At 59.3% G+C, this 24,769-nt stretch carries 19 protein-coding genes; 1 reads left to right on the plus strand and 18 read right to left on the minus strand.

The window, feature by feature from the left end; genetic code table 11:
- Positions 1–117: 117 nt before the first annotated feature.
- The 3 genes from polA to yfbR are packed head-to-tail and all read right to left on the minus strand — an operon-like array spanning position 118 to position 4,345.
- Entirely contained in the window at positions 118–2,694 is a 2,577-nt protein-coding gene (gene polA, locus D1841_RS02410) for a DNA polymerase I (RefSeq protein WP_160641808.1), read from the minus strand.
- Positions 2,691–3,680, minus strand: coding sequence for a tRNA dihydrouridine synthase DusB (dusB, locus tag D1841_RS02415; protein WP_347563930.1), 990 nt, complete (start codon positions 3,678–3,680; stop codon positions 2,691–2,693). The genes polA and dusB overlap by 4 nt, the downstream gene beginning before the upstream one ends.
- Positions 3,681–3,694: 14 nt before the next feature.
- Positions 3,695–4,345 carry a 5'-deoxynucleotidase gene (gene yfbR, locus D1841_RS02420; protein ID WP_160641809.1) on the minus strand — a complete coding sequence of 217 codons (651 nt, stop codon included), beginning with the start codon at positions 4,343–4,345 and terminating at the stop codon, positions 3,695–3,697.
- Between the two features lie 253 nt (positions 4,346–4,598).
- On the opposite strand from yfbR, the gene D1841_RS02425 reads away from it, so the two are divergent.
- Positions 4,599–5,483 carry a sugar phosphate isomerase/epimerase gene (locus D1841_RS02425; RefSeq protein ID WP_160641810.1) on the plus strand — a complete coding sequence of 295 codons (885 nt, stop codon included), beginning with the start codon at positions 4,599–4,601 and terminating at the stop codon, positions 5,481–5,483.
- Between the two features lie 267 nt (positions 5,484–5,750).
- On the opposite strand, the gene D1841_RS02430 is transcribed toward D1841_RS02425, so the two are convergent.
- The 15 genes from D1841_RS02430 to D1841_RS02500 form a co-directional block, all read right to left on the minus strand.
- Positions 5,751–6,680 carry an NUDIX domain-containing protein gene (locus D1841_RS02430; RefSeq protein ID WP_160641816.1) on the minus strand — a complete coding sequence of 310 codons (930 nt, stop codon included), beginning with the start codon at positions 6,678–6,680 and terminating at the stop codon, positions 5,751–5,753.
- Positions 6,681–6,759: 79 nt separating this feature from the next.
- Positions 6,760–9,189, minus strand: a complete 2,430-nt coding sequence (locus tag D1841_RS02435; protein WP_160641817.1) for a glycoside hydrolase family 2 protein — start codon at positions 9,187–9,189, stop codon at positions 6,760–6,762.
- A 16-nt stretch (positions 9,190–9,205) separates the two neighbouring features.
- Complete coding sequence (gene addA, locus D1841_RS02440; RefSeq protein WP_160641818.1) at positions 9,206–12,721, minus strand: helicase-exonuclease AddAB subunit AddA; 3,516 nt, start codon at positions 12,719–12,721, stop codon at positions 9,206–9,208.
- Positions 12,714–16,046 carry a PD-(D/E)XK nuclease family protein gene (locus D1841_RS02445; RefSeq protein ID WP_161879871.1) on the minus strand — a complete coding sequence of 1,111 codons (3,333 nt, stop codon included), beginning with the start codon at positions 16,044–16,046 and terminating at the stop codon, positions 12,714–12,716. Before D1841_RS02445 ends, addA begins: the two co-directional genes overlap by 8 nt.
- A 317-nt stretch (positions 16,047–16,363) precedes the next feature.
- A complete protein-coding gene (locus tag D1841_RS02450) occupies positions 16,364–17,011 on the minus strand; it encodes a CDP-alcohol phosphatidyltransferase family protein (RefSeq protein ID WP_160641820.1) in 648 nt (215 codons plus the stop codon).
- A gap of 73 nt (positions 17,012–17,084) precedes the next feature.
- On the minus strand, positions 17,085–17,786 hold the full coding sequence (locus tag D1841_RS02455) for a CvpA family protein (protein WP_160641821.1): 702 nt from the start codon (positions 17,784–17,786) through the stop codon (positions 17,085–17,087).
- 173 nt (positions 17,787–17,959) lie between these two features.
- Positions 17,960–19,234, minus strand: a complete 1,275-nt coding sequence (locus tag D1841_RS02460; protein WP_160641822.1) for a DUF5711 family protein — start codon at positions 19,232–19,234, stop codon at positions 17,960–17,962.
- Positions 19,235–19,333: 99 nt separating this feature from the next.
- Positions 19,334–20,113: a tRNA pseudouridine(38-40) synthase TruA gene (gene truA, locus D1841_RS02465; RefSeq protein WP_160641823.1), complete on the minus strand. Its 780-nt coding sequence runs from the start codon at positions 20,111–20,113 to the stop codon at positions 19,334–19,336.
- A gap of 9 nt (positions 20,114–20,122) precedes the next feature.
- On the minus strand, positions 20,123–20,269 hold the full coding sequence (locus D1841_RS02470; protein ID WP_160641824.1) for a hypothetical protein: 147 nt from the start codon (positions 20,267–20,269) through the stop codon (positions 20,123–20,125).
- A gap of 62 nt (positions 20,270–20,331) precedes the next feature.
- Positions 20,332–20,841, minus strand: a complete 510-nt coding sequence (locus D1841_RS02475) for a helix-turn-helix domain-containing protein (protein ID WP_160641825.1) — start codon at positions 20,839–20,841, stop codon at positions 20,332–20,334.
- A gap of 141 nt (positions 20,842–20,982) precedes the next feature.
- The gene (locus D1841_RS02480) at positions 20,983–21,801 is read right to left on the minus strand and encodes an energy-coupling factor transporter transmembrane protein EcfT (RefSeq protein WP_160641826.1); all 819 of its coding nucleotides are present in this window, start codon (positions 21,799–21,801) and stop codon (positions 20,983–20,985) included.
- A 3-nt stretch (positions 21,802–21,804) separates the two neighbouring features.
- On the minus strand, positions 21,805–22,677 hold the full coding sequence (locus tag D1841_RS02485; protein ID WP_160641827.1) for an energy-coupling factor transporter ATPase: 873 nt from the start codon (positions 22,675–22,677) through the stop codon (positions 21,805–21,807).
- Between the two features lie 25 nt (positions 22,678–22,702).
- Positions 22,703–23,152, minus strand: a complete 450-nt coding sequence (locus tag D1841_RS02490; protein ID WP_160641828.1) for a GNAT family N-acetyltransferase — start codon at positions 23,150–23,152, stop codon at positions 22,703–22,705.
- Between the two features lie 25 nt (positions 23,153–23,177).
- On the minus strand, positions 23,178–24,017 hold the full coding sequence (locus D1841_RS02495) for an energy-coupling factor transporter ATPase (protein ID WP_160641829.1): 840 nt from the start codon (positions 24,015–24,017) through the stop codon (positions 23,178–23,180).
- Positions 24,018–24,075: 58 nt separating this feature from the next.
- A complete protein-coding gene (locus tag D1841_RS02500) occupies positions 24,076–24,429 on the minus strand; it encodes a hypothetical protein (RefSeq protein WP_160641830.1) in 354 nt (117 codons plus the stop codon).
- Positions 24,430–24,769 lie beyond the last annotated feature (340 nt).

Below are 24,769 nucleotides of genomic sequence, written 5' to 3' on the forward strand. Positions count from 1 at the left end.
CATTATAGCAGTTTTCCCAGCGGATTTCAACTGTGGACTCCACGGGGGCAGGAGGACACACGATGGCCGCCGTAAGCGCGGAAGCATCCGGCCGCGTTCCCTCTGTCCTGCGTGCTGTCAGCCTTTGGCGTCGTACCAGGTTTTCCCGGCGCAGGCGTCTGCCACCAGGGGAACGGCAAGGTTTACCGCCTGCTCCATCTCCTCCCGCAGCAGCTTTTTCACCTGTTCCTGCTCGCTTTCCGGACACTCTACAATCAGCTCGTCGTGTACCTGCAAAATCATCCTGGCCTGAAGGCCTTCCTGCATAAGCCGTTTGGAAACCCGGATCATGGCGATTTTAATGATGTCCGCCGCCGCCCCCTGGATGGGCATGTTCCGGGCCACCCGTTCCCCAAAGGCCCGCATGTTGAAGTTGGAGCTTTTCAGCTCCGGCAGATAGCGCCTGCGGCCGAACATGGTTTCCACATAGCCCTGCTCCCGGGCCTCCTCTGCCACCCGCTTCATGTAGGCGTCCACCCCGGCGAATCCCCGCAGGTACTCGTTGATATAGTCCTCTGCCTCCTTGCGGCTAACCCCGATATCCTTGGAAAGGGAGAAGGCCCCGATGCCATAGACAATGCCAAAGTTTACAGCCTTTGCCCTGCTGCGCATTTCGCCTGTCACCAGTTCCGGAGGCATGCCGAACACCCTTGCCGCTGTGGCGGTGTGGATATCCCGGCCCTCCCTGAAGTCCTCCTGCATGGCGGAATCGTTTGCCACATGGGCCAGCACCCGCAGCTCGATCTGGCTGTAGTCCGCGTCCACCAGCACGCCTTTTTCCGCCGCGAAAAACTTCCGCAGCTCCCGTCCGATGGGGGTGCGCACCGGGATGTTCTGCAGGTTCGGCTCTGTGCTGGAAATGCGCCCTGTGCGGGTTTCTGTCTGGTTGAAGCTGGAGTGGATGCGCCCGTCCGGGCCAATCACCTTTAAAAGCCCGTCGCAGTAGGTGGATTTCAGCTTCGATACTGTGCGGTAGCGGAGGATTTCCTCCACCACCGGGGCCTGCCAGCGCAGATCGTTTAAAACGTCCACATTGGTGGACCAGCCTGTTTTCGTCTTTTTCCCATGGGGCAGCCCCAGCTTTTCAAAGAGGGCTTCCCCTAGCTGCTTGGGGGAGTTGATGTTGAAATCGTATCCCACCTGCTCTATGATGGAGTCGTGCAGTTCCTGCACCTGCCGCTCCATCTCTCTGCCGTAGGCCTCGATGGAATCCCTGTCCACGTAAAACCCGATGTGCTCCATCTGGGCCAGCACAAAGCTTAAGGGGATTTCAATGTTTTCCAGCAGCTCCCGCTGTCCGTTTTCGTCAATGGCCTTAGAGAGGGACTGGCACAGCCCGGGCATCCCGGCGGCACAGCAGAGGGCTTCTTCCTCCAGCTCCGGCAGGACGACCCGGTATTCGGCGCAGAGCCTCGGCACGTCATAGCCGCTGGCAGAGGGGTTTAAAAGATACCCTGCCAGGGCTGTGTCCATGCGCACGTTTTCCACCTGGGTATTAAGGCGCAGGGCCAGCCGGTGCAGGGGCTTTACATCGTGGGTGAATTTCCCGATGCGCCCGTTCTGGAAGAAGGCCCGCAAAAAGGCTTCGTCCGGTTGCACAGCCCAAAGCTCCCCCTTGTGGCAGAAATCCATCTCCAAAAGGGCGCCTTCCTTGTCCCACTGGCACAGGAAATAGGCTGCGCCCTCATCCTCCAGCCGGGGCAGCATGGCCGCGCCGTCTGGAAGGCGGTTTACAGGCAGGGCTTCCCCGGCTGCCTTTTCCGCCTCCTGCTGGGGGGCGGGGATGCCGTCCAGCCCGAATTTTTCCAAAAGGGAGAAAAGCTCCAACTTTACCATAGCGGCCGCGGCTTTCTGGGGATCCCCGGCCCCCTTTTGATAGTGGGCAAGGGTGGTGTCAATGGGGGCATCCCGGCGGATGGTGCCCAAATCATAGCTTAAAAAGGCGTTGTCCCGGGAGGCCTCCAGCTTTTTGCGCATGGCAGGCTTGATATCCAGCTCTTCCAGGTGATCATACAGGTATTGGACGCTGCCGTATTTCTGGATAAGCTCCCCCGCGCCTTTGGGGCCGATGCCCGCCACGCCGGGGATGCAGTCGGAGGCATCCCCCTGGATGGCCTTGAGATCGATCATCTGCCGGGGGGTTACGCCGTATTCCTCCATGATTTTCCCTTCGTCGTACAGCGTCACCTGGGGCTGGCCGAATTTCGTGGTGGCAAGGCGCACGCTGGTGCTGCCGGACACAAGCTGCAGGCTGTCCCTGTCTCCTGTGGCAATGAGGCACTGGTGGCCCTCCTTCTCGCAGGCGGCGGAAAGGGTGCCCAGGATATCGTCGGCCTCCCACCCCTCGCAGGTGACGACATGGCAGCCCAAATCCCGCAGAAGCTGCTGCAAAACAGGAAGCTGCTGGGCAAGCTCCTCGGGCATGCCCTTGCGGTTTGCCTTATATCCCGCATACTGCTTGTGCCGGAAGGTGGGCGCCCGCATGTCAAAGGCCGCCGCCACCCCTTCCGGCTCTGTCTCCTCCAAAAGCTTTTTCAGCATGGTGAGAAAGCCGTATATGCCGTTTGTAAATTCCCCGGATTTTGTGGACAAAAGCTTTATCCCGTAAAAGGCCCGGTTCAGGATGCTGTTCCCGTCTAACACCAATAGCTTCATAGGTCTTCCTCCTGCTCTTGTTGATTTCTCTGGTATACGTCCCCCACCAGCCTGTCCAAATCTTCCAGGGTGCAAAGCTGCCCGGCCCTGCGCCGGAACTCTGCCGCTCCCCGCAGGCCGTGGAGATACCAGCCTGCGTGCTTCCTGGCCTCCCGCATGGCCCGGCCCTCGCCCTTCAGCTCCACCAGCAGGCCAATGTGCCTGCGCATGGTGAAAAGCCTTTCGGCAATGCCGGGAGGCGGCAGGATGGTGCAGGAATCGGTGAGGTAGGCGTTTATCTGCCGAAACACCCAGGGGTTCCCCAAGGCCCCCCGGCCCACCATCACCATGTCGCAGCCCGTTTCCATCAAAAGGTTCCGGGCAGATTGGGCGCCTGCCACGTCCCCGTTGCCGATAACCGGGATGCTGACCGCCTCCTTCACCTGGCGGATGATGTCCCAGTCCGCCTTTCCCTGGTACATCTGGGCGCGGGTGCGCCCATGTACGCACAAAGCGGCTGCCCCGGCCTGCTGGCAAATTTTTGCCACCTCCACAGCGTTTTTGCTGGATTCGTCCCACCCGGCCCGCATTTTTACCGTAACAGGCACAGGCACCGACCGCCGCAGGGCGGACACGATCTCCCCGCATTTCTGGGGATCTTGCATCAGGGCGCTGCCCGCGCCGTTTCCCGCCACCTTGGGCACCGGGCAGCCCATGTTTAAGTCAAAGCCGTCTGGGTGCAGGGCCATGAGCATTTCACCGGCTTGGGCGATAGTTTGGGGATCCTCCCCGAAAAGCTGGATGAACACCGGGGAGGCGTCCTGGCTTACCGCCGCTATTTCCGCTGTTTTTTTGTCGCCATAGGTGACCGCCCGGGCACTGACCATCTCTGTTACGGTATAGGCCGCGCCAAAGCCCTGGCACACCTGGCGGAAGGCGGCGTCTGTCACCCCTGCCATAGGGGCTAAGGCCGCCCGGCCCTGTATCTCCATATTGCCTATCTTCACGGGGAACCCTCCTTTTATTTATGTACCACCTGGGAAAAGACCATCTGGGAGGAGGGGGAGAAGTGAAGCCCCGCTTCCCGGGTGTAGTCCTGCTCCTCAATGGTAAGCCCATAGGAGGGCAAAAACTCTGCTAAAAAGCAGTCGGCCTCCGGCAGGCGCATGTCCCGGATGGACTGCAAAATGCCCTGCTCTGCCTTGCGGAAATCCTGGTTGCCGCCCCGGCGCTCCTCAATGCATTTGATGGCCGCGGAAATGCGGTCGGCCGCCTTCACCAGGGCGCGAAGCTCCTGATCCCCCGGCGCACCCATGGTCATCAGTTCCCGGTAGCAGGGGCGCAGATCCTCGGGCAGCATGGAAACAAGGTGCTCCACCGCCATTTCCTCCACCTCCCCGTATGCCTTGCGGATTTCCTCTGAATGATACTTCACCGGCGTGGGCAAGTCCCCCGTGATGATTTCCGAAGCGTCGTGCAGCACCGCCAGGGCGGCGGCCCGCTCCGCGTTGTAGGTCTTGCCGAAGCGGCGGTTTCCCAGGGTTGCCAGGGCATGGGCCAGAAGGGCCACCTCCATGGAGTGCTCGCAAAGGTTTTCATAGCGGGTGTTATGCATCAGGCCCCAGCGGTTGATATATTTCATGCGGGAAAGCATGGCAAAGAAATGGTACATGGCGCGTCGCTCCTTTTTCGTTTCTCAATACACCCTTAGTATAACACAGGCAGAGGCCCTTGTGGGGAAAAATTTTTGAAAAAGGAGAGGGAGCGGCTGCCGGGCAGGGGAGGAAGGAGGTGCCCGCGAAAAGTACTGTGGTTTTTCCCAATAAACAGATATGCTGTGTAAAATTTTATGGGCGTATTGACAGGTTGCAAAAAGGGTGGTATGATGATATTCAGAAAAATATGGACACAGGAGGATCCTGCTTATGAAAGTCAATATCGGTACATATTCCTTTGGCGGCATCGCCAGCTATCTGGGCCTTGGCCCTACCCTGCTGGAGAAGTTCCAAACTATCAAGTCTTTGGGCTTTGACGGCGTGGAGCTGCTGCCTGTTGACCTGGACAACGACGTGGAGGACATTAAGAAATGGGCTGCGGAGACAGGGCTGGAAATCGTTTCCGTCCACGCCAAGCCCACAGAGGAGATTGTCAAAAAGATGGCGGCTTTGGGCGGCAAGGCTGTTATCTGGGCCAGCACCGACTTCTGCAACAAGGAAGAGGCCATTGCCGTTGCCAAGGAGCTGGACGCCATGGCGGAAATGGCAGAGCCTTACGGCATTAAGGTGGGCTATCACAACCATGAGAAGGAGTTCTTCATGGACGAGGGCCTGACCCTTATTGAGCACATGGCCAATAACTCCAGCAAGTTCTTCTTCCAGTTGGACTGCGGCTGGGCTACGGTAGGCGGCTTCTATCCTCCCAGCGTCATCCGGCGGTTCAAGGACAGGATTGTGGCTATCCATGTGAAGGAAAACTGCAAGATTTTAGGGCCTGGCCCCCGGCCCAGGTCTGCCAAGGAAGGCCCCGGCGAAAGCCCCTTTGCCAAGGCTGCCGAAATGCCTCTGGAGGAGCGCCAGAAGATGCTGGATCAGTTTAATGCCCGCAACGCTGACCCGGCCTTTAACCGCCGCTTTGCTGTGCAGTGCAAGATGGGCGCGGAGGAGTCCAATATGAACTGGCAGGCCATTAAGGACGCCCTGGACGAGCAGAGCTTCGAGGCCTTCTGGGTTATCGAGCGCGAGGGCTTCTATGACGAGCATGACAAGTGCATTGCCGACGACTGCGCATGGCTTAAGGCAAACGTGAAATAACAAAGGCCCTGTGGCCTTCCAAAGCTAAGAAGCTGTACCAATAGGCTCCTGCACAAATTTTTCCGGGAAATTTAGCGGGCTTCTGTGTTAGAAATCCTCGAAAACCGACAGGTCTTCTTGCGGTTTCCGCCTTGAACCCCACAAAATTTCCTCGAAAATCTTCGCACCAATCCTATCGGTACAGCTTCTAAAAACGCACCTGGGCGTGGATTCCATACCCAGGTGCGTTTGCTATATATCACAGCAGAGATTTTTTAGCAGGCCCTCCTAAAGGAGGGGGAAAACATAGCCTAAAGTGGGCACCAGTTCCCCGCTGTCATACAGGGCCTGTATCTCGCTTTTGTCCATCCAGCGGCACTGTGCCACTTCCTTTGTAGTGGCCTTTTCCAGGGCCAGGGGGCCGTTATAGTCAAAGAGCCACACGTCCAGGATATCCTGGAAGCCCTCTCCCCGGACTTCGCTGTGAATCAGCTTCCCGCCTTCCGGGGGCAAATCCAGCCCCACTTCCTCCTTCACTTCCCGCAAAGCGCCGGTAAGGCTGTCCTCGCCTTTCACCACCGAGCCGCCTGTGCATTCCCACAGAAGGGGGAATGCGGGCCTGTCCGCCCCGCGCTGGGAGATGAGGAACTGCCCCTTTGGATTGCGGATCCAGATATGTACCACCAGATGGTAGCGGCCCTCCGGCAGGGGGGCTCCCCGCAGGTGGGTTTCCCCGGTAAGCACCCGGTCTTGGGTGTATAAATCCCATTGTTCCCCGGCCTGCCCTGTTTTCTCCAGCAGCTTCTGCACTGCCCAGCGTTGCATTTCCAGCTTCATCTTCTGGGCGGCTTCCTCTACAGGCACCCAGATAAATGTGTGGTCAGGCTCTATAGGCTCTTGGGATTTTGTGCCCAGAGCGCCTGCATAGTAAAACTGGATGGCATGAATGGGGCCAAAATCTGTCTGGCCCAGATATCCCTCTGCACAGCCTATGTACTGGCCGGCGCGGGCTGGGCAGCCCAGCTCTTCCAGGCACTCCCGGCAGATGCACGCTTCATGGCTTTCGCCGGGATCTGTCCCGCCGCCGGGCAGGAACCAGCCGGAGGGCGTGTCCGCCACAGCAAGCAGGCCGTCCTGCACAGCCAGCAGGTATGCGCCCTCCCGGCTGCGGTAAGCTTTGCCCGGCTCTGGCGCGCCAAATGTTTTGTCGGTTTTCATGTCGGCCTCCCCTTTCTCTGAACAAGCGTGTTGTTTGGGACGTTCATTATACGCTTTCCTGAAAGGCTTGTCAAGTTTTTTACCGGATATCATAGACGCTGCGGGCCCGCAGGCCGGAAGGCTCGCCACGGAGGATTTTCACCCTGCGCTCCCCGGGGTTCATGTCAAAGTAGTTGTCGGAAAGGAGCAAGTCCTCCGCCCCATTTTGGATCTCCACGCCCCTGGCATAGGCCCCTGCCGTCACCACAATTTCGTCCCCCTCCAGCCGCAGCCCCAGGCGGGGGTCTGCAAACTGGAAAAATTTAGGCAGGGAGAAAATGACGGTGCCGCTGGAAAGCTCCCGGCCCAGCTCGTAGAGATGGTAGCTGACATAGTCCTGGAAAATGTCCGCCTCCGGCAGGTGGGTTTTGGGCAGGGTTACGCTTTGCAGGGGGTTCACGGACAGGCAGATGGTTTCCTCCCGCTTCACCCGGCCCAGCCTGTCCCGCAAGGCCCATTTCGCCACAAACTGCCGGGGCTTTAAGGTATCGTTTGTTACGGCAAGGCGGATGCTCTTTTCCATGTCATAGGGTTCCGCGTTGATGTTGGGGTTCTGGGTGAGCATGCCCTCCTCCTGGCAGGAGAGGAGCACAGGGGCAAAGAACCGTTTGGCAAAGTAATGCAGGGCCTTCCAGCGCCCGGTGCAGTCGATGGACGACCAGGAGGCCCCAGGCCAGCAGTCGTTAAGCTGCCAGTAAAGAGTGCCCATGCACAGGCCCCGCTGGCGGCGCATGTGTTCCACCCCATAGCGTACGGCCTCGGCCTGGAGAAGCTGGGAAGCATAGAGGGCTGTTTCAAAGCTGGCGGGATATAAATACATCTGCTGGAGGTAGGCCATGGTCAGGGCGCTGCCATGGGCGCAGCGCTGGTGCTTTTCCATCACATAGGAAAAGAGGTTCCTGTCCTCCGGCAGGGTGAAGGTTTCCACTGTTTTCAGGCAGGGGAAGGACTCGAAACCAAACTCGGAGAGATACCGGCAGGCGCCCTTGCGGTAGTCCGCAAAGGGCCGCATGCCATGCCAGATGCTCCAGTCGTGTATATCCCCCCGGCTGCGCCCGTTGGGATCGTCAAAGCCCCCGCCGCTGGAGGGGCTGGCGGGCCAGTAGAAGGCGTCAGGATCCTGCTCCTGTATCACTTTGGGGATGATGTATTCGTACATGCGGATGTAGTCTGCCTTCTGCCGGAAGGAAGCCCCCCATTCCCCCTCGTCCACAAACATTTCCATCTCGTTGTTGCCGCACCACAGGGCCAGGGAGGGATGGTGGCGCAGGCGCTTAACATTGTACGCGATTTCCGCCTGGATGTTCCGGGAAAACGCCGGGGTCAGCTCATAGGTGGCGCAGGCGAACATGCAGTCCTGCCACACTAAGAGGCCCAGCTCGTCGCAGACGTCATAAAACCAGTCGTCAGGGTAATAGCCTCCGCCCCACACCCGGATGGTGTTGAAATTGGCGGCGCAGCAGTCCTCCAGCAGCCGGCGGGTGCGCTCCGGGGTAACCCGGCCCAGGAGGTTGTCCTCTGGGATATAGTCCGCGCCCATGGCGAAAACCTGCACCCCGTTTATCTCGTGGGCAAAGCTTTCCCCGAATGCATCCTTTTCGATGTGCATTGTGGCTGTGCGCAGGCCGATTTTCCGCTCCCACATGTCCAGCACCCGGCCTTCCTGGGACAGGGCCTTCACTTTGACGGTGTAAAGGGGCTGCCCGCCGTAGCCCCTTGGCCACCATAGCTGGGGATTTTCTACAGTTAAGGCCATGGGGACAGTGGAAAAGGCTTTGGCGTTCCCGTCCGGATCTACCAGCTCTGCTGTAAAGCGTACATCCTCTGCGGTGGAGGAGGCGCTTAACCCCAGGGAAAGCTCCACCTTGCCGTCCGCGTGCTTCTGCCGCACCCGAACCTCCCGGATATACGCGCCCTCGTCCCCCAGCAGGGTAACAGGCCGGAAAATGCCCGCGTCGGGCAGGCGGGGGCCCCAGTCCCAGCCGAACATGCAGTGGGCCTTGCGCAGGGCGGGAAAGCCCTTCATGGCGTCGCTTGTGCCCTCCGCCTTCTGGGGGTTATAGTGTTCCCGGATGAACCGGGTGGGGGAGGAAAGCTTTACCCGCAGAACGTTTTCCCCTTCCCGCAGCAGGTGGCCGGCTTCAAATTCCCAAACCCGGTGCATGTTGTCTGTCTGCCCTAAGGGCACGCCGTTAAGGCTTACCTCTCCCAGGGTGTCGATGCCCTCAAACCGCAGGTAGACGTTCTGGCACTGGAGCATTCCCTCCGCCGGGACAAAGGCGGTTTCAAAGAGGAAATCGTCCTCCATCACCTGCAGGGCCTTCAGCTCGTTGTCCCGCCAGAAGGGATCTTCCATGGACCCGGCTTCCAGCAGCGCGCCATATACCGTGCCCGGCACCTTTGCCGGGTATTTCCTGTTTTTCCCCAGGATTTCCAGCGTCCATCCCTCGTGCAAGCTCTGGCTTATCATATCCGCTCCCCCTTTTTTATGATGCGTCCCGGCTGTAGGGCTTCACGCAGGCCTGGCTGAGATAGGTGGAATATAAAATTAAGTCTCCCACCTGCTGCCCTGTGGCCTGCTCCATGGCATAGGCATACAGGCGTATCTGCACCTGATACCGCTGCCAAAGCTCCTCAACCGTTTCCACCCGGTCTGTTTTAAAGTCAATAATATGTATGCGTCCGCCTTCCAGAAAGGTGCAGTCCACAGCGCCCTGGAGCACCACCTGCTCCTCCAGGCCCCCGTCCTCCAGGCCCTCCCGAACCATATGGGCGGGGAGGGTGACAGTGAAGCGCCTTTCTTTTAAAACCTCGGCTGAGGCCAGCACGCGCCTGCCCAGGCTTCCCTGGAAAAAGGCCCGCACCCGGTGAACGTCCACCGCTTCCCCCTGTTCCGGGGTAAGCCATGCCTTTTCCACCAGCCGCATAAGCTCCTTTTCCGAGTTTTCGGCGGCAGCGTGAAAGTCTGCAAACTGCATGAACTCGTGAAGGGCAATGCCCCTTTCCGCAGGGGTCATGCCCTTTTCCCCCAGCCAGGCAGGGCGGGACAGGCTGATTTCCCCGGCCCCGCCCTGCTCTGCCGCCAGCTTGGAGGCAGACACCTTGGCGGGGATCTCCAGCCGCCCGGCATAGGGATATTGGAAGGAGGCCCGCTCCCGCAGACGTGCCGCCAGCATAAGGTCTGGAGGCGGGATATCTTCCACTTCCCCAGCTTCCGGCAGGGGAGGGGGGGCATATGGGATGGCCTGGATGCGCCAGGGGGTGAAGGATTCCCGGCACAGGGGCAGGTCTTCCGCCCCGGCTGTTTTCCGCAGTTCCCCGCCGTCCGGATGGCGCAGGGCGCAGAGGACAAGCCACTCCAGTGCGTTTTTTGCCTTGCGCACCAGATAAGGGCTTACCCCCGCGCCAGCGGCCCGCATGGCAAGCTTTCCCACCATTTCTTCCATTTTTTCCCCGGAGCCTGCGAGGATAAGCTTTTCCTTGGCCCGGGTCATGGCTACATACAGCACCCGCAGTTCCTCCGCCGCGGAGGAGCGGGCAGATTCCAGGGCAATGGCCTCCCGGGCGGTGGTGGTATACCGGGCGGAGCGGGCCGCGTCCTTCAGCTTCACCCCCAGGCCCAAAACAGGGTGGAGAAGCACATCGTCCCGCTGGTCTGTTACAAAGCTGCGCCCGCAGCCCGCCACAATGCACACTGGGAATTCCAGGCCCTTTGCCCGGTGTACGCTCATAATCTGCACTGCGGGGCCGTCCTCCTGCTGGGGCTGGGCGGCCTGCAAATCCGCGCCGCCCTCCCGCAGCCTGTCTAAAAAACGGACAAAGCCGGAAAGCCCGTGGTACCCGGAGCCTTCATATTCCTTGGCGTACTGCTGCAAAAGCCGCAGGTTTTCCAGGCGGGAGCGGCCCTCCTCCATGGCCAGCACCATGTCGGGATATCCTGTGCGGCTGTAGAGCAAAGTGAGGAAGGCGTCGGCAGGCATGGTGGCGCAAAGGCTCCGCAGTTCCCCCACCTCTTCCAGAACCCGGCGGCACAGGGCGTTTTCCTTTGCCCCCCGCAAAAGGGAAATGTACAGGGAGGATTTCCTGTCCCCCTCCCGCAGGCGGGCTAAATCGTCGGGGGTGAAGCCGTATAAAGGACTCATCAGCACAGCCAGCAGGGGGATGTCCTGGTTAGGGTTGTCGATAACCCGCAAAAGGGACAGCACAGCCTGCACCTCCTTGGCGGCAAAAAAACCGCCGGAGGACGCCGCCCGGGCCGGCACCCCCAGGGCCGCAAGCTCCCGGGCATAGCGGTGGGCGTATTTATTGGCGCTGCGCAGCAGGATGCAGAAGTCCCCCCAGCAGGCGGGGCGCTCCCCTTCCTTGGCGGTGATGGGAAAGCCCGCCTCCACCATCTCCCGGATTCGCTTCCCAATGGCGGCGGCTTCCGCTGTTTCCGTCGGCACGCCCTGGCGGTCTATCAGCAAAACCTCTGTTTCACACCCTGCCTTGTCCTCATAGGGGGCGGCGCACACCAGCCGCTCCTCCCCGGTGTAGTCGATGTCTCCCGCCTCCCGGCTCATAAGCTGGGAGAACACGAAGTTTACCGACTCCGTCACCTCCCTGCGGGAGCGGAAGTTCCTGTCCAGCACAATGGAGGCGGGATAGCTGTCCTGTTCCCTGTCGTACAGGGGAAAGCTCTTTCTGCGCCGGAGGAAGATTTCCGGCATGGCCCGGCGGAAGCCGTAAATGCTCTGCTTTACATCCCCCACCATAAAGAGGTTCTTTTCATCCTGGGACACAGCCCGGAACAGGGAATCCTGCACCTCGTTAATGTCCTGGTATTCGTCTATCATGATTTCCCCGAAGCGCGCCGACACCTCTTTTGCCACCGGGGTGGGGGAACCGTCGGGCCTGCAGAAAAGCTCTATCGCCAAATGCTCCAGGTCGCTGTAATCGAGAAAATCCCGCTCCCGCTTTTTTTCCCTGTACCGCCGGGAAAAGTCCAGGGTGAGGGCTTGCAGGCTCTTTAAAAGGGGGGCGGTCTCCTGCAGCTCCCGGCAGTTTTCCCCTCTCGTGCCGCACAGGCACTTTTCTAAAGGTTCCAGGGCCTTTGCCACCTCCTTGCGGCAGGCATCCAGCCGGCAGAAAAGAGGATCTTCTTTATAGCCCCGCAGGGGCTTCCGGCGGCTGGGGGCAAAGGCCTGCCGCAGAGCTAGGGCCTTGTCCCAGTCTCCGGCGGCGCAGGCCTCCATAAGGGCTGAAAGCTGCCGCCTGTCCTCTGTGAACACCGGGCCGAAGTTTTCCTCCAGCTTCACGTCCTGGGCTGCGGCTTCCTGCCCGGCTTCCAGCAGGCCGCAGCAATAGGCGGCAATCTCTTTGGCATAGGACAAAACCGCCCCTTCCCACAGCGCCCCGTCCCCCTGCTCGTAAAGGGCCACCTTTTCCTCTAACCACCTTTCCGGGAAGGGGTGGGACTGCATAAAGCGGTACAGGGTGCGCACCATGGCGGCAAGCCGCCTGTCGTCCCGCTCCCCGGTAAAGGCGTCTGCCAGTTCCGCCACCTCCCCGGACTCAAAGGCCGCCTGGAGGGCTTCTTCCAGGGCCTCCCCGCAAAGCTCCTCCTCCCGCTTGTCGGAAAGGATGGTAAACTCCGGGGAGATGTCCAGCACATGGAAAAATTCCCGCACCATCTCCGCGCAGAAGCTGTCCACCGTGCCGATGTGGGCCTGGGGCAGAAGCAGGCTTTGGCGGCGCAGCACCGGGTTTTCCGGGTTCTCCCGGATAAGCCCCCACAGGCGCTGCTCCAGCCTGGCCCGCATTTCCTGGGCCGCGGCCTTTGTAAAGGTGACAATCAGCAGCCGGTCGGCGGGGACAGGGTTTTCCCTGTCTGTCAGCCGCTCAATGGCCCGCTGTACCAGCACGGCCGTCTTGCCGCTGCCCGCCGCCGCCGCCACCAGCACTGTGCCCCGCCGGGCGGAGATAGCGTCCTGCTGGGCACGGGTCCAGGCTGTTTCAGCCATCCCGCTCCCCTCCTTCCTGTAAAGCTTCCCTCATGCGGGCCAAAGCCTCCTCCTGGGAGGCGTCGTCCTCCTGCACGTCGTTTTCTGAAAACTCGCTGCCGCACACCGCCCCATAGGGGCACAGCCGGCAGGCGTTGTGCCGGTTTAAATTGGGGCGGGCTTCCGCCGCGCCCCGCAGCAGCTCCCGGCCCATGGCGGCAATCAGCTTCTTGGAATAGGCAAGCACCAGGGCCATCTGCTCTTTTGTCAGGGGCGGGGAGGGGCTTTTGCGCAGGCTGCCGTCCTTGTTCAAAGCGGCGGGGATAAATTTCCCCTTGGCCCCTGCCTCCATGGCCTCGATAATCTCCGTATCCGCCAGCACCACCCCGTTCATGCGCAGCAGCTTGTCTGCCCGCTCCTGAACGGCGGCGTCCTCCTCCCCACGCCCGGCGGAAACGGAAGGCTCTGCCGCCGGCATGTAGAGAATGCCTGCCGGGGCCTGCCCGCCCTGCTCTACCAAAGCGGCAAGATACACCAGCATCTGCATGTTCAGCCCGTAAAGCACGTCTGCCAGCTTGAAGATTTTCCGCCCTGTCTTATAGTCAATCACCCGCACGTAATCCTGCCCGCTGGGGCTGTGGTACACGTCCACCCGGTCGATAGTGCCCCCTACGGTGACAATGCGGCCGTTTCCCAGCTCTACCTGCAGAGGGGGATAGCCGCCGCTTCCCAGGCCCAGCTCGAAATGCTCCGGGGCAAAGCGGCTTTGGGAAAGTTCCTTTTCCACATGGCGTATCAGCTTGCAGGCAGACTGGGCCATGCGCCCCAGCCGGTATTTCTGCCTGCCGCTTAAAAGCTCCATGCCTCCCAGGCTGTCCCGGGCATAGTCCCCGATGTGCCCCTGCACAATCTGCTCCAGCTCCTGCTGCGTCCAGGCTTCCCGCTGTTCCTTGGGGCACTGGAACACCTGCTCGAACAGATAATGCATCAGGGTGCCGTACTGCATCACGTCCACCTCGGCGGGGCGGCGCTCCCGGGCGTTTATGCCGTAGCGGCAGAAATATTTAAAGGCACAGCTATGGAAGGTTTCAATCTGGGTGGGGGAGACAAAGGGCTTTTCCCCATATATTTTTTGGGCCAGTTCCGGGCTTTCCATGCCCACAGCCCCCTGGCCCGCCGCCCGCTCCAGGGCGGCAATGCGGCCCTCATAATAGGCGTCTCCTGCAAAAAGCAGGCGCAGGGCCTGGGCCTGGGGGCTTTTGTCCTGGAGACGGGGGGCCATGTAGGAGAAAGCCGCCTCCAGGGAATTGGCAAAATATTCCTCCGGCAGGTTTTCCAAGGGGGCAAGGGCTGGGAACAGCGCCCGCACCTCCGCCACCAGCTCGCTTGGCTCCCTGTCCTCCCCGCCTATGGAGGCAGGCCAGCTTATATACAGCGCCTCGGAAGGGGCGCAGGCAACGGAATAGGCCAGATACCGCTCCTCTATGGCTTTCTGCTCCAGGGGATCCCCCAAAGGCAGGTTAAGCTCTAAAAGCGCCCGGCGCTCCGCATCGGAAAACACCCCGGAGGAATGGGGGGCCAGGGGAAATTCCCCCTGCGCCACGCCGATGAGGAAGGCCGCCTTGGGAGAGGACTGGCGCACCTGCTCTGCTGTGCCGAACAGCACCTGGTCCACCGTCTGAGGGATTTCCGACACGTCCTCTGCCGCCAGCACCTCCCGCAAAAGCTGGAAATACCGTTCCCGGGAGATCTTCCTGTCCCCTAAAATGCTGTGCATCTGATCCAGAAGCTCCATCAAAAGCTCCCACACCCGCACCTGCCGCGCCGCAAGGCCCTCCTCGCCCGCCCTTTCCAGCTCCCGGCAGTAGGCTGGCAGGGTTTCTTCCAGGCCGTATGCTGTCAGCAGGGTGTAAACCGCCTGGGAGATTTCCTCCCCTGTGGCGTCCCGGGTGGCGGCGGCAAACTGCTGCAGCGGGGTGATAAGCCGCTGCCGCAAGCCGTTTACATAGGCTAAAAATTCCCTGTCCGCTTCTGTAAATTCCCGCCCAAAGCCCTGGGGGTGCCGGACAAATTCCTGCCGCCAGCCGGAACCGGTTACCTTCCACAGGAAGGCGTAATTTTCCAAATCGGAAATTTCCTCCGCGGTAAAGCCGGACACCCCGGTTTTCAGAAGCTCCAAAAGGCTGTCTGTGGCAAGCCCCGACTGCACGCACCGGAAGGCCCCCAGGGCAAAGCGCGTTACAGGCTCCGCGTCCACCCGCATGGGCTGGGACATGAAACAGGGAATGTCTCGCTTTTTCAGGGCCACGTCCAGGCTGCCGTAATACCGGGAAGGATCCCGGCAGATGATGGAGATGTCCCGGTACCGCCAGTGCCGCTCCTCCACCAGCCGCCGGATAGTGGCCGCCACAAATTCCGACTCCTGGTACACGTCCTTGGCCTGAAACAGGGCAACTCCCTGGCTGTCCTCCGCGGAAAGCCCCTCCCCGCCGGAGAAAAGCCCAGCCTCCAGCAGCTTCAGGCTTTCATTATGAAAGCGCGGCGCGCCTGTCAGCACCACAGGAGGCAGCATTCCCACCCCCTGCTCCTCTGCTAGGCGGCGCAGGCGGGCATGGGTGCGGTCTACCAGGGCGAAAAGCCCGGCGTCATCCCCAAGGCCATCGGTACACAAGGAGACGGTAACGGTTTCAGCCCGCCGGAGGATTTGCCCCAGCACCTTCATTTCCTGGACGGTGAAGCCTTCAAAGGAATCTACCGCCACAGTGCAGCCTGCAAAAAAGCGGCTTTCCTCCAGGGCCTGGGCCAGCCTTGTCAGGTCGTCCCGGGCATCCAGGTAGGAAGCCGCCACCAAAGCTTCATAGGTTTCAAAAATCAGCCCCAGCTCCCGCGCCTTCTGTCCCAGGCCCTGGCCCTTCAGCCGCCCTGCTGTTTCCAAAAGCTGTAAAGGCTCTATCCCGCACATTTTCATCTCGTTTACCGCGGTGAGCATCATGTCTGTTGTCCGCCCGCTTTGGGCGGCGCTGCGGTATACCTCCAGGCTGTCCTGGCAGGCCGCGATGGCGCAGGACATCAGGATGCGCCTGCCCCCGTCGCTGAGCCTGCGCCCTGCCGCCCCGCCTTCCCGGCGGAAAACGGTTTCCGCAAGCCTCGTGAAGCTGTAGATGCCGATGGCATTGGCCTGCCTGGCCCCTGCCAGGCGCAGCATGGCCTTTTCCGTTTCAAAGGAATACTGCTCGGGCACCAGCATGATGCACCTGCTGTCTCCTGACAGGGCCTTGTCCGCCAGCATCCTGCGCATATATTCTGTTTTTCCGCTTCCCGCGCGGCCCAGCACAAATTGCAGCATAAAACGCTATGGGAACCAAAAATCTGCACAAAAGGGAAAAATCCCCTTGCGCAGACCGGCGCCGCTCCTTTCCGTTGGGTTTAAGGCAGGCCCTAGGGCTTGTTTGAAAAATCGAAAACACCGTCTTTTTGTCCAAAGCGGAACGCATGTATGCGTTTGCGTTTCTCTGAGTTGAAAATCCTCGACAAGGCGAAAACATTCCGTAAACGGAATGTTCAGCCTGTCTAAAACGCATATGTGCGTTTGCGGTTCATCCGCCTTGAAACCGCTCCGTTTTGTCTCAAAAATTCAGCACTTTCTCTATTTCCAAACAAGCCCTAAGCCGCTGGGGGCGGGCCGCCTTTTTTGGCGTGGATCTCATCCGGGAGATCCAGATGGTTTTCCTCGTCGGTGGAATGGAGCAGGGTGAAGAACACCTGGGAATACCGGAAAGCGGCGTACAGCATCATCAGGGCTGTAAGCGTCAGGAGCACAAAGGACACTGTGTAAAAGGCCTGGGGCGTGGCGGCCAGGTGCAGGCCGTCCATCACCACAATGACGGACACAGACACATAAAACATCACCGTGGCCACCTTGCCATACCACTTGGCCCCGCCGGGGCGGCGGCGCTTTTTCAAAAGTACCAAGGCACAGCAGAGCATCAGCAGCTCTTTGGCGATAAACAGCCCTAACAGAGGGCCTATCATGGGGAACCTGATGGCAAGGCACAGGGCCACAACCCCCTGGGTCAGCTTGTCGGCAAAGGGATCCAGAATTTTTCCCAGCTCCGTTATCTGGTTGCATTTGCGGGCAATCAGCCCGTCAAACATGTCGGTAAGGCCCGAAAGCACCAGCAGCGCCGCCGCCCAGGCTAAGCTTCCCCGCAAAAAGCACCAGGCGAAAAAGGGCACAAGCAAAATGCGCATGCAGGACAGCGCGTTGGGGATGGTCAGATTTTGGTTTCTTGGCTTCTTTTCTCGGGACATTCCCTTCTTTTCCCTTCTTTTATAATTCCTTTTTCCAATAGTTTGGCGCAGGCGGGGGCGTCCTAAACAGCCCCTATGCCGTAAACATATGGCCCAGGGGGTTTATGTTCACAAAAATGCCCGCCACAATGGAGTCTTCCAGCGCCTGGTGTATCTGGGACTGGGTGGAGGCGTCCAGCATGGGCACAAAAACCTGGGCCGCGGCCAGCATGACCCACACCAGCACCAGGGCCAGCAGAAAGCCGCACACGCCGCCTAAAATGCTGTCAAGCTGCCCTAAGACAGGCAGGCGCAGGACATGGGAAAGCACTTCCGCCAGTATCCGCACCACGACCATTAAAAGGGCAAAGATGACGATAACCGCCAGCACCTTTAAAAAGCCCACAAAGGTGGGGGCCAGCAGATCGGCAATGCGCTCTGCCGCCGCGCCGCTTCCGCTTACAATGCTGCCGCTGATGGAAGAGGCGGTAACCCCGGCATCCTGCAGGGCGCGGACGATAAAGTCCGGCAGGGAGGCCAGCAGGTTATCTACAGAGGAAAGGGCGTCGCTGGTGCCCAGCATGTTTAAGGACTCCTGCACACGCTCTACCAAAGCGCCCCGGAACATGGAATCAAAAAGCCACTGGGCCGCCATGCCCCCTAAAACAGCGGACAGGCAGGCGGCAATAATGGATCCCAGGAAATGGATGGCGGATCGGATAAACCCACGGAATACCCCCATCGCCACAAACAAAACAAAAACGCCAAAAAGCACCAAGTCCAGCACGTAATTCACTGGCAGCAACCTCCCTTTTCAAACAGCCATCTTAAATATAGCACAATTCTCCTTTTTTCACAACCCCCACCCGCCTTACAGATATCTTACGGGGGGCTTACAAATACGAAAGCCCCGCCCCTATAGCAGATATACAGCCAGGGGAAGGAAAACATGACAGGGAAAAGCCGGGCTTATTCCACCCGCAGGGCGCGCACCTCGCTGACACCCAGCACATAGGCGGCGCTTTCGCTGGAAAGGGCCAGGGCCTTGGCGTCCCCGCCGGCGTCGGCCCGGCCCAGCTCTTTGCCTGTGGAATAGTCGAAGAACACCGCTTCGCCGCCTGCAAGCACCCCGACCGTCCCCCCGTATACGGAGACAGACTCTATGCGCTTTTGCACCTCCATGCGCACAGGTTCCTCCCCGCTGGAACCATAGGCCAGCAGGGTGCTTGCGCCAGCGTGTTCGTAAGCGGAAATGGACAGGAAGGCCCGCCCCGCGCCCAGCCGGAAAGCGGTAAGCTGCCGGCCCTGGTAGTTGTCCTCTGAGAAGCTGTAGTCGGAAGAGCTGGCCCGCAGGAGGGCGGTGTCCCCCACAGCATAGATAGATCCGTTTTCCCCCCAATAGGCAGCCAGCAGCAGGTTTTCCCGGGTTTCATATTCGGCAATGGGGGCTTCGTTTGTAAAGTCGAACACCAGCACCTTGGAAATCAGGATGCCCTTGTCGCTGCGCACAGTGCATACCACCCCATAAGCCCCGTCGAAGTTCAGGGCAATGGCGGTGATGTAGTCCCAGGCCAGGGAATACTGGTACTGGAGGGTGCCGTCCTTCTGGTACACTTTCAGTTCCGAGGCCCCATTGGTTCCCTGCACCCCCAGGGCAAACCGCCCGTTCTGGGCGATGGCTCCTGTAAGGATGTCCCGTTCCTCCACGCTGTTTACCACCACGTCTGTGCCGGAAAGGGCTGTATAGCCGGTGCTGCCGCTGTTATAAAGGAGATACCGATCCCCAGCGCCCTGGAGCACAGGATGGTTCAGGCTGTGGCGCAGGGAAATTTCCTCCCGCCCGGTAGGATTGAGGATGCTGAACACAGTATCGCTGAGCACCACCGCGTTGCCTCCCTGGGCCAGGAAATTGGCTTCCAGCACCTCGGAACCGGTAATCTGCACTGGAAAGCCGTCGCCGATTTCCGCCCCGGTAATCTGCAGCTTCAGCCAGGAACCAATGCTCTCCGGATTCAGGCTTGTGCGGTTCATCCACAATGCCAGTCCAATTACCAGCACCAGCAGGATGATTGCCGCCCGGTAAACCGCTTTGGGTACGGCGGCGGGCTGTTTTCTTTTCCCTTCGTCGTATGTAATAGACGCGCCGCCCTCCGGTTCCTCTTCAGGCCCGGTCTCCTGGGGCGGGTTCTGGTAATCCCGGAGCTGGATAATCTGCGGCTCTTCCTTTTTACTGTGTTTTCCCATACGCCTGCTCTGTGGCCCAGCCGGGGCCGCTCCTTTCTTCAAATGAAACTACTGCCAATATGCGGGGAACTTTTTTCAGGAAAAAGTTCCCCGCATCCTCTAAAAACCTTCCCGCTGTGCAGAAAGCCTGCTGCCGGGCAAATCGTAGAAAACCCGGTTAAGGTACAGCCCACAGGCAGGGGCTGTTGGCCCGGCGGCCCGGCGGTCTTTGGCCCCGATAACGGCGGGAATGTCCTGGGGGGAAAGCTTCCCCTGTTGCACCCGGAGAAGGGTGCCTGTCATGATGCGCACCATGTTATAGAGGAAGCCGTCGGCGGATACGGTAAACACCACCATGTCCCCTCGGCGCTCTACCCGGGCCGCTGTGACGGTACGGGTGAAATCCCCTATCTCCCGGCTGTCCAAAGTGCAGAAGGAGGAAAAATCGTGGGGGCCAGTGTAATGGGCGGCGGCCTCGTTCAAAAGGCTTTCGTCTATAGGATACCAGTAGTGCAGCGCCCGGTTATGGAGGAAGGGATCCCGCACCGGATGGTTCCAGATTTCATAACAGTATTCCTTGCCCAAACAGGAATACCGGGCGTGAAAGCCCTCCGGCACCTCCCGGCAGGATTTCACCGCAATGTCCGGGGGGAGATAGCGGTTTAAAGCGGCAGGCAGGCGCTCCGGCGGGATGCGGCTCTCTGTTTGAAGGCTTACGGCAAATTCCCGGGCATGCACCCCTGTGTCTGTGCGGGAGCAGGCCTTGATGTCCTCCCCGCCTCCGGTCACCCTTGCGAGGGCAGACTGAAAAACCTCCTGCACAGTCAGGGCGTTTTCCTGTATCTGCCAGCCATGGTAATGGGCGCCGTCGTAGCTTAAAGTGATAAGCAGGTTACGCATGGACACTCCTTAATCAAATGCCAGCGCCCCGGGGGGCAGCAGGATATCTTCCAAAATGGCGAAAGGTTCCCGGCGGAAATCCTTCACCAGCAGTACTTCGTTTTTATCATTGAGCACCAGCCCAGCGGCGGACACAATGTGTTTGGGGAAATCCATAAGGGCCTCCTTTCAAGGCAAAGCGTATTGTTGTCAGAACGGCGCCCCAAAGGCGGGAGGATTTATACTTTCTTCCGCGTCAAAAAGGCTCCAACAATGCCCCCCGCAAGAATAACGGGCGCTGCCCGCACAAACACCCACTCAAAGGCGTGGAAGGCTGTCCCGGCAATGGCGAGTTCCGGATCGGCATAGTCCCAGCCTAAATAGGGGCTGTGTAAGACGGTTAAGGCCGCAAAAATAACTGCGATGGCCGCGCACAGGGAGATAGACAGCCAGTGGAGCATTTTCCTTTTCAACGCTTCCCTTCGGGCAAGCTGCAGGTTTATGACCTCCAGCTTTTCGGCAATGGCCTTTATGCTGTCTGCCTCCGGCTCTGTAACCGATTCCCCCAGCAGGGTGCTCACAGGCGTTTCAAAGGCCTCCGACAGGGCGACCAGCATATCTGCGTCCGGCACGGACAGCCCCTGTTCCCACTTGGAGATGGTCTGGCGCACCACATGCAGCTTGATGGCAAGCTCTTCCTGGGAAAGGCCCTTTGATTTTCTCAGTGCTTTCAGGTTTTCGTTTAACATAGGGATAACATCCTTTCTGTAAGTTTGTTACCACTATTGTATACAGGACAGCCCGTTGCTACAAGCAACGCAAATTAACATGCGAAATTCCCGGCAGGCAGCGGGCCTGTAAAAAAATCCTTAAGCCGCCGGAGGCAGCCTTCACCGCACAATGGCAGGCGGGAACACCATATTTAGCGTGATAAACGCCGCCAGGGCCAAAAGGGCCGAGCCGATAATGCAATAGTCGTGGGAAGAAAAGCGCAGCACCTTCATTTTGGTGCGGCCCTCGCCGCCATGGTAGCAGCGGCTTTCCATAGCGGTGGCTAAATCATAGGCCCGGCGGAAGGCGGAGACAAACAGGGGGATGAGCACCGGAATCAGAGCCTTCACCCGCTGCACCAAGCCCCCGCTCTCCATGTCCGCGCCCCTTGCCTTTTGGGCGCTCATAATCTTGTCGGTTTCCTCCATGAGAAGGGGCACAAAGCGCAGGGCAATGGTCATCATCATGGCAAAATCGTGGACAGGCACGTGCAGCTTGGAAAGGGGCCGCAGCAGCCGCTCGATAGCGTCTGTAAGCTGGGTGGGGGAGGTGGTGAAGGTGAGCACAGAGCTTGCCAGAATCAGCACGATAATGCGGATGGAGACAAACAGGCAGTTCAAAAGGCCGTTTTTGGTGATTTTCAGGATGCCCCACTGGAAAAGGGGATCGCCTGTGCCGTAAAAAATATTGAGCACAGCGGTGAACGCCACCAGGAACAAAATGGGCTTTAAGGCTCTGAGATACATTTTCAGGGGGATTTTCGACAGGGCCATGGCCAGGGCAATGTACAGCACTGCCCATCCCAGGGAAAAAAAGTTTCCGGCGGCAAAAATCAGCACAATGGAAAAAATGGTGAGGCAGATTTTAAGCCGCGGGTCTGCCTTATGCATCAGGCTTTTCGCGGGGAAAAACTGGCCCAGGGTAATGTCTGACAGCATGGGCTAGGCCTCCTTTCCGGGATTCAACTGCTTGAAATAGGGGATAAGCTGTTTTAAGGCGTGGTCAACCGTCAGGGTGCTGGGGTCAACCGGGCATCCCAGCCTTTCCAGCGCCTGGACGATTTTCGTAATCTGAGGCACCCGCAGGCCCATTCCCTCCAGCTTCCCGCTTTGGGCAAACACCTCTTGGGTGGGGGAGAGGTACGCGCACCGGCTGCTGTTCATCACCAGCAGGCGGTCTGCTGTGCGGCCAATGTCCTCCATGCTGTGGGAGACTAAAAGCACAGTGTTTCCCCGCTTCTTGTGATACTGGGTAATCTGTGTCAGCAGCACGTCCCGGCCCCGGGGATCCAGGCCCGCCGTAGGCTCGTCCAACACCAGCACCTCCGGATCCATGGCAATAACCCCCGCAATGGCTGCCCGGCGCTTTTCGCCCCCGGAAAGCTCAAAGGGGGATTTCTCTAAAAGCTCCGCCTTAAGGCCTGTAAAGGCAGCGGCTTCCTCTGCCCGGGCCTGAGCCTGGGCATCAGAAAGCCCCATGTTTTTCGGCCCGAACATGATGTCTTTTAAAACCGTCTCTTCAAAAAGCTGGTATTCCGGATACTGGAACACCATGCCTACTTTAAAGCGCACGTCCCGGATTTTCTTTGGCTCGGCCCAGATGTCCTTTCCCTCCAGCAGCACCTGGCCCGAGGTAGGGCGTATCAGGCCGTTGAGCATCTGAATGAGGGTGGACTTGCCGCTGCCTGTGTGGCCTATCACCCCTAAGAACTCGCCCCTTTCAATCTCAATGGATACATCCTCCACCGCTGTTTTCTCAAAGGGCGTGCCAATGCCGTATTTGTAGGTTAGGTTCCTGGTTTCCAGTATTGTCATGTTTGTGAACACGTTCCTTTCCGGTTTATACCAGCTTTCTCATGCGGATGCGCCCGCCCTCGTCTTTGTCATCCGTAAAGCCTGACCGCTTGTAAAGCCTGTGGGCGCGCAGGTTCGATTTTTCCACGTGGAGCACCACCTGGGGGATGCCCCTGTCCCTGGCGTATTGCTCTGCTGCTTTCAAAAGGGCCGTGCCAATCCCCCGGCCCCGGCAGGGCGTGCTGACGCTGAAATCGTCCAGATAGATATAATCCGCCGGCTCGTGGTGCTCTTCAATGGAGAGGAAAGCTTCCACCCTGCCGTTAGATTCTGCCACGCATATCCAGTTCTCGGTGCCCGCGAAGAAGCGGTCTAGTTCATTCTCCTTATACCCTTCAGCCTCTGTTTTGTTGTAAATGGCCTGGAGCATTTCAATGAACAGCGCCCCTATCCTGGCCTTGTCAGAAGGCACCGCTTTTCTCAATGTGTATTCCAAAGCTTTTCCACTCCTGTTTTCAACACTAGCGCAATAGGTTCCTAAACATCCCCACGCACTCCTCCACAGAAAGGGGGATGTCCGGCAGCGCCACCCCCGCCGCCCGCAGCCTGTAGCATAATTCTGTGGCCTGGGGCACGTCCAGGTCATGGCGCTTCAGGCGCTCCACCTGCTTGAAAACATGCTGGGGCGTGCCGTCCATCAGCACCTGCCCCTTGTCCATTACCACCACCCGGCCCGCCTGCACCGCCTCGTCCATATAGTGGGTAATGAGCACGATGGTGATGCCCTTTTCCCGGTTCAGCCGGGTGATAGTCTCCATCACCTCCTGGCGGCCCCGGGGATCCAGCATGGCGGTAGGCTCGTCCAGCACAATGCATTTTGTCTCCATGGCAATGACCCCGGCAATAGCCACCCGCTGCTTCTGCCCGCCGGAAAGCTTGTGGGGGGCGTGCTCCCGGTAGTGGTACATGTCCACAGCCTTTAGGGCCTCGTCCACCCGCCGACGGATTTCCTCCGGGGGCACCCCCAGGTTTTCCGGGCCGAAGGCCACATCCTCCTCTACAATGCCAGCCACGAGCTGGTTGTCAGGGTTTTGCAGCACCAGCCCCACCTGCCGCCGCACCGGAAGCTGGTTTTCCTCCAGCCCCGCGTCCAGCCCGTCTATGAGCACCTGCCCCGAGGAAGGGGAGAGCATCCCGTTTAAAAGCTTTGCCATAGTGGATTTGCCGCAGCCATTGTGCCCTAAAAGCGCCACAAACGCCCCCTGCCCAATGTCCAGGTTAATGCCATGGAGCACTTCTTTTTCCGCCCCGGCCTCCATGGCATAGGAAAAACGCACGTCTTTTATCTCAATAAAAGCCATCTGCTGTCCCCTTTCTTCTGCTTTCCATCAGCCGCCGGATGAACCATTGCGCCTGCGGTCATTTTTCCCGCAGCTTTTTCCACCACAGGTACAGCCCTGTGCCCAGGAAATAGGCAAACATCACCAGGTAAAAGGGCATAAACTGCACATAGGTTCCTGCGTAGGCAGCCTTACTCAGCGCCCTATAGAAAAGCGCCGCCGACATCGCCGCCCCCAAAAAGTACACCATCCGGGGCACAGGCTTCTGCTCTCCGCCCCGGGTCAGATCCCGCACAAAGAGGATGACGAAGGCTGTCAGCCCTATGACGCCCAGGGAAAAATACAGGGCGGCGCCTGTCCCTGTCTGTACGCACTCGTAAATCATGCTCAGCACCCAGCCCAGGGCCAGCGCCGCATATATCCATCTTGCCATAAATCTGCTCCTTTTTTGCTGCTGCCTGAGTTTTTGGGGCTTCCCAAATTTTTGCCCTGCAAAGACTCCGCAGTCTGCGGACCGCGGCCAAAGGGCCTTGCCCTTTGGAATCCTACAAACCCTTTTAAAAAAGGGTTTGACCCTCAAACCAAATTTTTCCACACAAGCGGGAGTGCCCCGGACACGCGGCCGCCTTTGTAAGCGCGGAATCTCATTCCGCAGCGGAAAATTTTCTCCCGCCAGCAGGCGGAACGCCTGTGCCCCGCGTCCCGGGTCAAGCGTCACGCTTGCTGTCATGCTATCGGGAGTGCCCCGGGCACGCGGCCGCCTTTGTAAGCGC

It is taken from the genome of Neglectibacter sp. X4, from assembly GCF_009917365.1.
Classification (GTDB): domain Bacteria; phylum Bacillota; class Clostridia; order Oscillospirales; family Acutalibacteraceae; genus Acutalibacter.

Coding starts and splice junctions, on each gene's coding strand:
- polA (WP_160641808.1), bottom strand. CDS start 2,694: ATGAAGCTATTGGTGTTAGACGGGAACAGCATCCTGAACCGGGCCTTT.
- yfbR (WP_160641809.1), bottom strand. CDS start 4,345: ATGTACCATTTCTTTGCCATGCTTTCCCGCATGAAATATATCAACCGC.
- D1841_RS02425 (WP_160641810.1), top strand. CDS start 4,599: ATGAAAGTCAATATCGGTACATATTCCTTTGGCGGCATCGCCAGCTAT.
- D1841_RS02430 (WP_160641816.1), bottom strand. CDS start 6,680: ATGAAAACCGACAAAACATTTGGCGCGCCAGAGCCGGGCAAAGCTTAC.
- D1841_RS02435 (WP_160641817.1), bottom strand. CDS start 9,189: ATGATAAGCCAGAGCTTGCACGAGGGATGGACGCTGGAAATCCTGGGG.
- addA (WP_160641818.1), bottom strand. CDS start 12,721: ATGGCTGAAACAGCCTGGACCCGTGCCCAGCAGGACGCTATCTCCGCC.
- D1841_RS02445 (WP_161879871.1), bottom strand. CDS start 16,046: ATGCTGCAATTTGTGCTGGGCCGCGCGGGAAGCGGAAAAACAGAATAT.
- D1841_RS02450 (WP_160641820.1), bottom strand. CDS start 17,011: ATGTCCCGAGAAAAGAAGCCAAGAAACCAAAATCTGACCATCCCCAAC.
- D1841_RS02460 (WP_160641822.1), bottom strand. CDS start 19,234: ATGGGAAAACACAGTAAAAAGGAAGAGCCGCAGATTATCCAGCTCCGG.
- truA (WP_160641823.1), bottom strand. CDS start 20,113: ATGCGTAACCTGCTTATCACTTTAAGCTACGACGGCGCCCATTACCAT.
- D1841_RS02470 (WP_160641824.1), bottom strand. CDS start 20,269: ATGGATTTCCCCAAACACATTGTGTCCGCCGCTGGGCTGGTGCTCAAT.
- D1841_RS02475 (WP_160641825.1), bottom strand. CDS start 20,841: ATGTTAAACGAAAACCTGAAAGCACTGAGAAAATCAAAGGGCCTTTCC.
- D1841_RS02480 (WP_160641826.1), bottom strand. CDS start 21,801: ATGCTGTCAGACATTACCCTGGGCCAGTTTTTCCCCGCGAAAAGCCTG.
- D1841_RS02485 (WP_160641827.1), bottom strand. CDS start 22,677: ATGACAATACTGGAAACCAGGAACCTAACCTACAAATACGGCATTGGC.
- D1841_RS02495 (WP_160641829.1), bottom strand. CDS start 24,017: ATGGCTTTTATTGAGATAAAAGACGTGCGTTTTTCCTATGCCATGGAG.
- D1841_RS02500 (WP_160641830.1), bottom strand. CDS start 24,429: ATGGCAAGATGGATATATGCGGCGCTGGCCCTGGGCTGGGTGCTGAGC.